The sequence below is a fragment of the Variovorax sp. R-27 genome (assembly GCF_049913215.1).
In the GTDB taxonomy this organism is placed as follows: Bacteria; Pseudomonadota; Gammaproteobacteria; order Burkholderiales; family Burkholderiaceae_C; genus Variovorax.
The window spans coordinates 4722376-4734493 of sequence record NZ_CP183984.1; the positions used below are offsets into that span (position 1 = coordinate 4722376).

General features: G+C 67.9%; 6 protein-coding genes. All 6 read right to left on the reverse strand.

Annotation, left to right across the window (positions count from 1 at the left end; genetic code table 11):
- Nucleotide 1: 1 nt before the first annotated feature.
- A complete protein-coding gene (locus ACN9MV_RS22180) occupies nt 2-4630 on the reverse strand; it encodes an SDR family NAD(P)-dependent oxidoreductase (protein ID WP_426389466.1) in 4629 nt (1542 codons plus the stop codon).
- On the reverse strand, nt 4630-9927 hold the full coding sequence (locus tag ACN9MV_RS22185) for an amino acid adenylation domain-containing protein (RefSeq protein ID WP_426389468.1): 5298 nt from the start codon (nt 9925-9927) through the stop codon (nt 4630-4632). Before ACN9MV_RS22185 ends, ACN9MV_RS22180 begins: the two co-directional genes overlap by 1 nt.
- A gap of 58 nt (nt 9928-9985) precedes the next feature.
- Nucleotides 9986-10744, reverse strand: a complete 759-nt coding sequence (locus ACN9MV_RS22190) for a thioesterase II family protein (RefSeq protein WP_426389470.1) — start codon at nt 10742-10744, stop codon at nt 9986-9988.
- Complete coding sequence (locus ACN9MV_RS22195; protein WP_093051643.1) at nt 10744-10974, reverse strand: MbtH family protein; 231 nt, start codon at nt 10972-10974, stop codon at nt 10744-10746. The genes ACN9MV_RS22190 and ACN9MV_RS22195 overlap by 1 nt, the downstream gene beginning before the upstream one ends.
- A 148-nt stretch (nt 10975-11122) precedes the next feature.
- Nucleotides 11123-11392 carry a DUF4880 domain-containing protein gene (locus tag ACN9MV_RS22200; protein WP_426389473.1) on the reverse strand — a complete coding sequence of 90 codons (270 nt, stop codon included), beginning with the start codon at nt 11390-11392 and terminating at the stop codon, nt 11123-11125.
- Between the two features lie 48 nt (nt 11393-11440).
- A complete protein-coding gene (locus ACN9MV_RS22205; RefSeq protein WP_093051649.1) occupies nt 11441-11962 on the reverse strand; it encodes a sigma-70 family RNA polymerase sigma factor in 522 nt (173 codons plus the stop codon).
- Between the last annotated feature and the right edge of the window lie 156 nt (nt 11963-12118).

A 12118-nucleotide genomic window follows, 5' to 3' on the forward strand; every position in this document is an offset into this window, starting at 1 on the left:
TTCAGACGGTGGCGGACAGTCGGTCCGGTGTGGCGGCATCGGCCGGGTCGCTGTTCTCGCTGTTCTCTATCTCTTCGATCAGCCGGGTCTCGACCAGCAGGGCCAGGTCGGCGATGGTTGGCGCCTTGAAGAAGGCGGCCGGGTGCAGCTCGACCTCGTAAGCCTTGCGCACGCGCGCCAGGATCTGGATGGCGAGCAGCGAGTCGCCGCCCAGCTCGAACAGGTTGTCGTGGATGCCGATGGCGGTAATGCCCAGCATGTCCTGCCAGACGGCGGCAAGGCCGGTCTCGAGGTCGCCGTCGGGCGCGACGTAGGGCGTGTCGAGCGCGGGGCGCGGGTGGTTGCGACGGCCCGCGCGCGCGGCGTGGGCCAGCGGCCCGGACTCGATCAGCTCGAGCATGCCGCTGTCGAGCTCGCCAAGGCGCTGCGTCAGGTCGGTCGTAGAAATCACGACCTGCGAGAACGCCGGGCCGTTGACGATTCGTTCCAGCGCCAGCGCGCCTTCGGGGCCGTCCATGCCGACGCCTTCGGGCAGCACCATGCCAGCGGCCATGCCCAGATCGCGCCAGGCGTCCCAATTGACCGAGAACACCGCGTGGCGCGCACTGCGCTGCACCTGCGCGGCCAATGCATCGAGATACGCGTTGGCCGCGGCGTAGTCGCTCATGCCCAGGCCGCCGGCCATGCTGGAAATAGATGAACAGAAGAGCACGAAATCGAGTGCGTCTTCGCGCACCGCTTCGAGCAGCGCCTGCGTGCCGCGCAGCTTGGGCGCGAACACGGCGTCGACCATGGCGCGGGTGCGCTGGCCGATCATCCCGCTGCTGGCATGGCCCGCCGCATGGATCACGCCGTGGATGGCGCCGAAGCGCAGCCGGGCCTGCGCGGTGGCCGCCTTCATCTGCGCGGCATCGGCCACGTCTGCGGATAGCGCGAGCACTTCGCCGCCGAGGGTTTCGAGTTCGAGCAGCTGCAGCAGCTTCTGGCGCAATGCCGCCGGCTGCTCCGGCGATGCGGCCAACGCCTCCCAGGTGCTGCGCTCGGGCAACGGCGTGCGCCCGAACAGCACCAGCTTCGCCTGCCACGACTTGGCAAGGTGCCGCGCCACGGAAAGGCCTACGCCGCCGAGGCCACCGGTGATCAGGTAGACGCCATGGGTGCGCAGCCGCTGCTGCGGCCCCGCGCCCGGCGCCGGCAGCGCCAGCGGCTCGTAGGCCTTGACCCAGCGATGCGGGCCGCGGTACGCCACCAGCGGCTCGTCGTGGCGCGCCGGCATGTCGGCCGCGAGCTGCTTCACCAGCCATGCCTCGGCATCGCTGCCGGCTGTGGGCAGCACCACATCGATGACGCGGCAGTCGATGTGCGGATATTCCTGCCCGATCACCTTGGCCAGGCTGAACAGCGTGGCCTTCTCGGGGCACAGGGGCTCCAGCCCGCTCACGTCTTCCATCTGGTTGGTGACGACCTGGATCGCCAGCTTGCGCTCGCTGCCGGCCGACGCGCTGTCGAGGGCCTGCGCAAGAGCCAGCAGGCTGAAGAAGCCGCGCTCCAGCGTCTCGCTCGACTGCGAAGGCGCTGCAAGCTCGTCGTCCACGCTCCACAGGTGATAGATCTTCGAGACCGGCCCCAGCTCGGCCTGCACCTTGCCCAGCACCTGCTCGTGGTCGGCGCGCTCGCCGGGGCGCACCGCGTAGTGGCGCGGGCTGATCTCGACGAAGCCCGGCCCCTGCTCCACCCAGACCACGGGATGCGCGTCGGCCTCACGGTGCAGGTGGCGGATCAGGCTGTCGGTGAGGCTGCGCGTTTCGCCGAACACCAGCGTGCAGGTGCCGGCCGGCGCGGGGGTGTGCACCGCCAGCAGCGGCTCGGTGCGCTTCCAGGTGGGCACGTAGAAGGCGTCGGCTGCCGGCCCTGCCTTGGCGCTGCCCTCGAATGTGCCCGCCTCGATCCAGTACGACTGGCGCTGGAACGGATAGGTAGGCAACGGCACCTGGCGGCGCGGCCGGCCCGCGCGGCAGGCGGCCCAGTCGATCTCGACACCGGCACACCAGAGCGCGCCGGTCACGCTGGCCAGTTGCCGCTCGTTGCGGGCCTGCTGCTGTGGATGCGCCTGACTCGCCCAGATGCCTGCGGCCGACCCGGCCATCGGATGCTGGCGCGCGAGGCCCGCCAGCGTTTCGCCGGGGCCCACTTCGAGCACGACACGCCCGGCCACGCCCAGCAGCGCGGCCAGTCCGTCGGCAAAGCGCACTGTGCTGCGCAGATGGCGACCCCAGTAGGCCGGGTCCACCGCCTGCTCGGCCGTGATCGGCTGGCCGGTGACGTTGGAGATGAAAGGAATGCGCGGCGCATGGCGTGGCACCGAGGCAACCACCTGCCGCAGTTCGGCCACGATGGACTCGGTCATGGCCGAGTGGGAAGCGATGGCAACGTGCAGGCGGCGCGGCATCAGGCCACCGGCGAGCAGTTGCCTTTCTGCCGCTTCGATGGCCTGCAACGGCCCCGCGAGCACGCACAGCTGCTGGCCGTTGATCGCGGCGATGTCGCAGCCGGCCTGGAGGAACGGTGCGAGTTCGGCCTCGGTCAGCGCGATGGCCGTCATGGCACCGGCGGGCATCGATTGCATCAAGCGGCCACGCGTGGTGACGATGCGCAGCGCGTCTTCCAGGCTGAACACGCCGGCCAGGCAGGCAGCCACGTATTCACCAAGGCTGTGGCCCAGCATCACGGCGGGTTGCACGCCGCGCGCCATCCAGGTGCGTGCCATCGCGTACTCGACGATGAACAGCACCGGCTGCGTGTATTCGATGCACGACAGCTTCTGGTCGGCTGCGGCTTCGGCACCGGCTGCGGGGTAAAGCAGCTGGCGCAGGTCCATGCCCATCGCGTCGTTCAGCAGGGCGCAGCAGCGGTCGACCTCGCCGCGGAACACCGGGTCGTCGCGGTACAGCGCCGCGCCCATGTTGGCGTGCTGCGTGCCGCCGCCGGGGAACAGGAAGGCGACCTCGGGCGCGGTGGCCGGCGCGCGCATCACCTGCTCGAAGCCGCCCTCGGGCGACAGCAGCGTCTGCGCAGCCATGGCATGGCCGTTGGCGACGATGGCCGCGCGCAGCGGCAGCGGGCGGCGGCCGCTCTGCAAGGTGTGCGCGATGTCGGCAAGCGATTGGTCGGCAGACGCTTCGAGATGGCGACCGAGCTGCCGGCCGGCCTCCTGCAGCGCAGCGGCGTTCTGCGCCGACAGCGGCAGCACCTGCCAGCTGGACGGGCTTTCGGCCGGCTTCGCGGCCGGCGCCTCTTCGAGCACCACATGCACATTGGTGCCGCCGATGCCGAACGAGCTGACGCCCGCGCGGCGCGGCGCGGCACCCGCGGGCCAAGCCTTGGTGGCGGCATTGACATAGAACGGGCTCGCCGCGAAATCGATCTGCGGGTTGGGCCGCTCGTAGTGCAGGCTGGCCGGCAGCGTCTTGTGCTTGAGCGCCATCACCGTCTTGATGAGGCCGGTGACGCCGGCCGCCGCATCGAGGTGGCCGACGTTGGTCTTGACAGAGCCGATGGCGCAGTAGCCCGTGCGATCTGAATCGGCACGGAAGGCCTGCGTCAACGCGGCCAGCTCGATCGGGTCGCCGAGCACCGTGCCCGTGCCGTGCGCCTCGATGTAGCCGACGGATTCGGCCGTCACGCCAGCGATCAGTTGCGCCGCGCGGATGACTTCGGCCTGGCCGTTCACGCTGGGCGCGGTGAAGCCGACCTTGTCGGCGCCGTCGTTGTTGGCGGCCGTGCCCTTGATGATGGCGTGAATGGTGTCGCCGTCGCGCAGCGCGTCGTCCAGGCGCTTGAGCACCACGAGGCCTGCACCGCTGCCGATTACCGTGCCCGCGGCCTTCTCGTCGAAGGCGCGGCAGTGGCCGTCGGGCGAGAGGATGGCGCCGGCCTGGTAGAGGTAGCCGCCGTCCTGCAGCAGGTTGAGCCACACGCCGCCGGCCAGCGCCATGTCGCAGTCGTAGCCCAGCAGCGCCTGGCAGGCTGTGTGCACCGCGGCCAGCGAGGTCGAGCAGGCGGTCTGCACCGTCACCGCCGGGCCGCGCAGGTTGAGCTTGTAGGCCACGCGGGTGCACAGCGAACCGCCGGAGTTGCCGCTCATGAGGCCCAGCAGGTCGGCAATGCCGCGTCCGTCACCCAGGCCGAACGCGGGCAGCAGGTGCCGCATGAGGTACAGGTTGGGGCCCTCGCCCGCGTACACGCCGATCTTGCCCGGCCAGGTGTGCGCGTCGCAGCCGGCGTGCTCGAGCGCGGCCCATGCGCACTCCAGGAAGATGCGCTGCTGCGGGTCGAGATACTCGGCTTCGCGCGGCGAGTAGCCGAAGAAGCCGGCGTCGAACTGGTCGAAGCCCTTGAACTGGACGCCCGCCTTCACGTAGGCGGGGTCGTCGAGCAGCTCCTGCGAAATGCCTTGCGCGCGCAGCTGCTCGTCGGTGAAGCCGGCTATGGACTCCACACCGTCGCGGATGTTGCGCCAGAACGCATTGACATCTTCGGCGCCCGGAAAGCGCCCCGCCATGCCGACGATGGCGATCTCGATGCCGGTGGCTGCATCGGCCTGCGCGGCCTGTTCGTTGAGGGTGTTCATCAGTTGACTCTTTCCGCGGATTTGCGACGTTGAAGCAAGGCGGCGCGCTGGCGCAGCGCACGGTCGTCGCCGGCCGTGGGCGACAACGCCGCGGGTGCATCGGCGCCGCGCGCCATCCACTGCGCCAGCGAACCGACCGTGGGGTACTTGAAAAGCTGGACCAGCGCGACGGTGGTGCGCAGCCTGTCTTCGAGCAGGCGGTGCACGCGAACCAGCAGCAGCGAATGCCCGCCGAGATCGAAGAAGTTGTCGTGAGTGCCGACCTTGTCCATCTGCAGCACTTCGGCCCAGATGGCGGCTATGGTTTCGGCGATGGGGCCTTGCGGGGCCTCGTAGGGTTTGTCGCTGGTGATGGCGGCGGTGGGCAGCGCCTTGCGGTCTACCTTGCCGTTGGCGTTCAGTGGCAGGGCATCGAGCACCACGATGACGCTGGGCACCATGTAGTCGGGCAGCGCCTCTGCAAGGCGCTCTCGCAGCGTTGCGGTGTCTATGCCTTGCCCCGAGACGTAGCCCACGAGCCGCGCTCCTGCAGGGCCTTCGTTCGCGACGACCACCGCCTCCCTGACTTCGGGCTGCGCCTGCAACTGCGCCTCGATCTCCCCCAGCTCGATACGGAAGCCCCGCACCTTCACCTGGTGGTCGATGCGCCCCAGGTACTCCAGCTGGCCCTCGTTGTTCCAGCGAACAAGGTCGCCCGTGCGGTACAGCCGGCTTCCGTTGGCCGCTGCGATGAAGCGTTCTGCCGTCAGTCCTGGCCGCTTCAGGTAGCCCCGTGCGAGGTTGATGCCGCCCAGGTACAGCTCACCGGCCACGCCCACGGGCACTTCGTTCAGGCTCCCATCCAGCACATACGCCTGCGTCTCGCTGATCGGCCGGCCAATCGGCACCTGGCTGCTGCCGTCGTCCCGGCACGTCCACTGGGTGACGTGGATCGTCGTCTCCGTCGGGCCGTACAGGTTCTGCAGCGTGGCGCCGCTCAGGCGTTGAAGTGCTTCCCTCTGCGTGGCTGCCGGCATGGCCTCGCCACCGCAGATGATGTGCTTGAGCTTCGTCGTTGCTTCGATGCCCTCGTAGGCCAGGAACGCCTGCAGCATCGAGGGCACGAAGTTCAGCGTCGTGATCTGGTGCTTCTGGATGAGTTCGACCAGGCGTACCGGATCCCGGTGATCGCCCGGATTGGCAATGACCAGTCTGGCACCAGAGGTCAATGGCCAGAACATCTCCCAGACCGACACGTCGAAGCCGAAGGGGGCCTTGTGCAGGACCGTGTCAGCGCCTGCGAGGGTGTAGAACTCCTGCATCCAGGCCATGCAGCTGAACAGCGAGCAATGGCGAATGGCTGCACCCTTGGGGCGGCCTGTGGAGCCTGAGGTGTAGATGACGTAGGCGAGGTGTTCGCCGTGCAGCCTGACTTGTGGGTCGGCCTCGGACTCAGCAGAGGTATCGAGCGTGTCGAGTTCCAGCACCTGCAATGCGTCGGCATTAGGTATGAGATTGCGAAGATGGCTCTGGGTCAGCAGCAGCGCGATGCCGCTGTCTTCGACCGTGTAGGAAAGACGGTCTGCGGGGTACTCAGGATCAAGGGGTACATAAGCACCACCCGCCTTGAGCACTGCAAGGATGCCCACCATCATTTCTGTGGAGCGCTCCACGCAGATGCCCACCAGCACATCGGGGCCTACGCCCATGCCGATCAGGCGGTGGGCAAGGCGGTTCGCCCGGGCATTGAGTTCCGAATAGCTCAGGGCTTCGTCGCCGAAGACCAAAGCAGGCGCCTGCGGCTTCGACTTCGCGTGCGCCTCGATCTGGCGATGCACGGGTTGCGCGCCTTCGTGGCGGCGCGGGTTCTCGCTCCAAGCCACAAGCTGCGCACGCTCCGCAGCACCCACCAGCGCCACATCGCCCACTGCCAGTTCAGGCTGGGCAGTCAACGCCTCCAGCACCGCCAAATAGTGCCCAGCCATCCGCTCGATCGTCTCCCGATCGAACAGCTCCGCCGCGTAGACCAGCCCCAGCGTCAACCGGCCATCGGGTGTCTCGCGGGCTTCCAGCACGAGTTCGAATTGCGCAGTTCCGTCTGGCAGCGCATGGTGCGCAACCTCGAGCCCCGGCAACTGCGCCAGCGCCCGGTAGTCTTCGACGAGGTGGTTGAACATCACCTGGAACAGCGGGCTCTGGCTCAGGCTGCGCTGCGGCTGCAGTGCCTCGACCAATTGCTCGAAGGGCAGGTCCTGGTGCGTCTGCGCGCCCAGCACCGCTTCTTTCGCCTGCGCCACGACATCCGACAGCCGCATGCGCCCACCGATCCGGTTGCGCAGCACCAGCGTATTGACGAAGAAGCCGATGATGTTTTCCGCCTCGACACGGCTGCGGTTGGCCACCGGCGCGCCGACGCGGATGTCTTCCTGCCCGGTGTAGCGGTGCAGCAGCGCCTGGAAGCCGGCCAGCAGCACCATGAACAGCGTGGCGCCCTCGGTAGCCGCGGCCTGGCGCAAGCCGACCAGCAGTGCCCCGGGCACTTCGACGCTGTGGCGTGCCGCGCGATAGCCGATCTGCGCCGTGCGCGGACGGTCGATCGGCAGCGCCAGGACAGGATGTTCTTCGCCGAGCTGCGCGTGCCACCAGGCCAGTTGCCGCCCGGCCTCGCCCGCGGCGAGCCAGTTGCGCTGCCACGCCGCATGATCGACGTACTGGATTCGTGGCGCGGTGCGGCGCGACGGGGCATCGCCCTTCAGCCGCGCGGCATAGCCGGCCGCCAGTTCATCGAGCAGCACCTGCATCGACGCGCTGTCGGAAATGATGTGATGCATCACCACCACCAGCAGGTGCGAGGTGTCCGACAGGCGGATCAACGCTACGCGCAGCAACGGCCCCTGCGTCAGGTCGAAGGGCGCGGCATACAGGCGCTGCGCTTCTTCTGCGGCACGTGCTTCGCGCTCGCTGGCCGCGAGGTGACGCAGATCGATCAGATTCAGAAGCGGTGCCCACGACGGGCTGATCAGCTGCTCTGCCGTGCCGTCAGCGCCTGCCAGGAATACCGTGCGCAACGACTCGTGGCGCGCGGCGATGTCTTCGAACGCGGCATGCATCGCGGCGGCGTCCAGCGTGCCCGACAGGCGCAGCGCGCCGCTCATGTGGTACGCCGTGCTCTGCGGCGCAAGCTTCCACAGGAACCATTGACGCTCCTGTGCGTGCGACAACGGCAAGGGCTGCAGCCGGCGCTCGGCGGACAGCGGCTCGATGGCCGCCGTGCCGGGCACGCGGCCCGGACGGTCCTTGCGGCCGTGCACGATGGCCGTGCAAGCGTTCAGCCGGGGCTGCTCGAAGAGGTCGCGCAGATCGAATTCGATGTTCCAGTGCCGGGCGATACGCGCGCATGCTTGAACCGCGGCCAGCGAATTGCCGCCCGAAGTGAAGAAGTGCGCGTCGTGCGCCAACGCACGGTCTTCGGGCCACTTGAGCACTTCCTTCCAGATGGCCGAGACCGCTTCTCCGATTTCGTCGAGCACCGGTGCTTCCGCCGGAATCGAAGACCCGCGGCCGCCGAGTGTGAAGACGCCGTGTTCGTGGATTGCGTACGCATCGAGGCTGCGCGCCGCAAGCCCCGCGCGGCACGCCTGGCGCTGGAGCTTGCCGCTCGATGTCTTTGGTAGCGCGCCCGGGTTGAGCAGCACCACGGCGGACGGCGCCTCGCCGAACACTTCACTGACCGCCGCACCCAGTGCGTCGACCAGCAGGTGCGGAGGCACGAGCTTCTGCATGCTGCGCGAAACCTCTGCGGCCACGCCGATGCCTTCGCCATCCGGCCCCGACACCGCGAATGCGGCGACTCGCCCTTTGCGCACGGCCTCGATCTCGGCCTCGACTGTGCGCTCGATGTCCTGCGGGTAGATGTTGTGCCCGCGAACGATGATCAGGTCCTTGATACGGCCCGTCACGTAGAGCTGCCCGTCATGCATGAAGCCGAGATCGCCGGTGCGCAGCCAGCGCTGCCCTTCATGCATGGCGAAGGTCTCGCTGGTTTCGCGTTCCTTGCCCCAGTAGCCGGCACAGATGCTCGGGCCGCTGGCCCAGATTTCACCGACCCGGCCAGCGTCTAGCGCGGCCAGCGAATCGGGGTCGGTGATGCGTACGTCGTGGCCTTCCGGCGCGGCGCCGCAGCCGACCAGCATCGCGCCCTGCGCGCTTTCCACGCCCTCGCCCCTGGCCAGTGCATCGGCGGAGAAAGTGCGCGCGACCAGCCCGGCGCCGCGTCGGCCACCGGTGACGAACAGGGTCGCTTCCGCGAGGCCGTAGCAGGCATACACGGCGTCAGGGCCGAAGCCTGCGGGCGCGAATCGCTCGATGAATTCGGTTTCGGTGTCTGCGCGCACGGGCTCGGCGCCGGTGTAGGCGACGCGCCATGACGAGAGGTCGAGCCCCGCGAGCCGCGCGCCCTTCACGCGGTCGAGGCAGAGGCGATAGGCAAAGTCGGGACCGCCGCTCAGGGTGGCACGATGGCGCGAGATCAGTTCGAGCCAGCGCACCGGGCTTTCGAGAAAATAGCGCGGCGAGGTCAGCACCAGCGGAATGCCGCTGTAGAGCGGCTGCATGAGGCCGCCGATGAGGCCCATGTCGTGATAGAGCGGCGCCCACGACACGAACTTGTCGTCCGGCCCGATGCCCATGCCGTCGCGAATGGCGCGCTCGTTGGCGATGAGGTTGCCGTGGGTCACGATCACGCCCTTGGGGGCGGAGGTCGAGCCGGAGGTGTATTGCAGGAACGCAGCATCGTCCGCGGCGGGCGCGAACGGCATCCATGCATCGGCGAGCGCGGGACTCACCTCGTCGACGGCAATCATCTCGGCCTGCGCAAACGCATCGGCCGCGCCGCTCATCGCGGCACGCATCGCCGCCGAGGTCAGCACGCAGCGCGCCTGCGAGTCTTGCGCAATGCCCGTCAGCCGCGCGAGATGCTGCGGCCGCATGGATTCGGGCGGGAACACCGGCACCGCGATCACGCCGGCGTAGAAGCACGCCAGCATGCTCACCGCGTAATGGTCATCGTTGTCCAGCATGACGAGGGCGCGCTCGCCCTTCGCAAACTGCTGCTGCAGGCGGGCCGCCAGCGCGCGCACGCGCGACTCGAAAACGGCGTAGGTGATCGGCTTCTCGAAGTAGGCGCCATCCGCCTCGCCCGCCACCGTGAGCCAGACGTCGTCCGGCCGGCCTTGCGCCAATGCCCGCAGGTGTTCCACGAAGTTTGCGGACACCGGGTGATGCCCCAGATTCACCGTCGTTGCTGCCGTGTCTGCCATCTCGCTCACTCCAGAAAATTAGTAGGGGCGCAGCCGGCACCGGGCCGGCAGCGTTCACTCATGCCGCGTCAAGTCGATGCCCATGCAATGAGCCTTGATGCCTGCCGGCCATGGCCTGCCCCAGACGGCGCGTCAGTGCAGCCAGGAAGGCCGCCTCGTGCTGACGGATGAAGAAGTGGCCGCCATCGAACCAGTCGAGCGTGAACGCGCCGCCGGCATGCGCCGACCAGGCCTCGATGCGCGCCGCGTCGATGTCGTCCTGTCGGCCCGCGAAGACATGCAGAGGCATTGGAAGAGGCGCATCGGCCGTGTACTCGAAGCTCTGGCACACGCGGTAGTCCGCGCCCAGCGTGTCGAGGGTGATGCGCATCAGCTCGGCGCTGGCGAAGACTTCTTCGGGGGTGCCGCCCTGCTTGCGCAGATCGGCGATCAACGCAGCGTCGTCGTGCGTGTCGGGGAGGCGGCTCGGGTCGCGCTGCGACGGCGCGGAACTGCCTGACGCGAAAAGCGCCAGCGGCAACGGCCGGCCGAGCGCACGCAGACGTTGCACGGCGCCATAGGCCAGCAATGCGCCCATGCTGTGCCCGAAGATCGCGAAGCTGCCGTGCATCGCGTTTGCCTGCTCGGCGCAGATCCGCGCGACCTGGGCATCGTAGGTTTCGACGAAGCGCTCGCCCATGCGCATGCCCCGGCCCGGCAATTCGACAGGCACGAGCTCGATCCAGCGCGGCAGCTGATGCCGCCAGCGCAAATACATCGTCGCGCTGGCGCCCGCGCAGGGCAGGCACAGCAGCGAAACCCTCGCCGGCCCGGCCATCAGCTTGCGGCAGCTTCCGCGGCCATCCAGTCGCGCAGCGACTTGGGGCGCATGTCGGTCCAGTTCTTCTCGACGAAATCGAGCGCGGTCTTCTTGTCGCCCTTTACCCCGTCGACAGCCTTCCAGCCGCTGGGCACGGCCTTCCAGTGCGGCCAGATGGAGTACTGGTCTTCCTGGTTGACCAGGACGATGAAGGTTTCGTCTTCGCGATCGAAGCAGCTGGTAGACATGGGCGGTCCTTGTGCGGTTGATGGAGGAAGCGGGCGGGCAAGCGGGCCGGTGGGTGGCCGATTGCTGGGCTTCTGATCAACATGACGATTCGGGACCGAATCTGTTCACCCCGGTGCGGGGAGCGGCCAGGCGGCGCGCTGGCGACGATCAGGCGTCGTCGTCGCTGGGTGCTGCGTCTTCGGGGGATGCCCGGTTCCGGTTTTTCTTCCACGCATCGACGTCGATGGTGGGAGGCACCAGACCCGCGAGCAGCCAGAGGCGGGCGGCCTTGTCGTAGGCCTTGCGGTGGGCGGGGTCGGCGAGAAGCCACGTCACCATTTCGACACGCGAACCTTCGCCGAAATTCTCGCGGTCGTGCTCGCGCCGCACCCACTCCCATGCGGTGCGCCAGATGAGGTCGTCTTGCTCTTGTGCCATGCGTGTACGGTTTTACCTTACACGAAGCGGCACGAGAGTTTCTCTGCGTCAATCCTTGATCAGGTGACGCATCGCGCCGATGGCTTCGTCCGCCTCGGCAATCAGGCGGTTCACGAGCCCGAGCGCGCAGCCCATCTGCGCCGCGATGTCGCGCTGCGTGAGGCCTTCGAGACGGTAGAGCTGGAAGGCCACGCGCGTCCTCGGGGACAGCGCCGACAGCGCTTTCTCGATCAGGCCGACAGCCTGCCGGTCGCGCATCACGCGGTCCGGCGACGCTGGTCCCGGGACATCGAGCGTCTCGACGTCCACGTCGAAGGTGCGGTAGGTGGCTTCGAGGGACTGGCGGCGGCAATGGTCGAGTGCGAGATTGCGCACCACTTGGCAGCAATAGCCCATGGGCTTGTCGACCTTGCGGTCGCAGGCGCCGTCGGCAATGCGGAGATAGGCGTCTTGCACGACGTCGTCGGCAAGGTCCGTGGTGCGGACGATCCTGCGGGCCACGTGCAGAAGCTGGGCCCGGTTGGCGACGAAAACATCTCCCAGAGAAGATTCGGACGTGAGTGACAGCATTTTTTGAGCAACTCCAGATTGGGGCCAGGCGTCGAAATTCGGAACGGCGCGCGTCGGGCGCATTGGCGTGGCTGCGGCTCTCCGGCCACATATTTAAATAAGAATCATTAATATTTACAAAAGGATGACAGCGCAAATTTGCGACTGTGTCCTTAC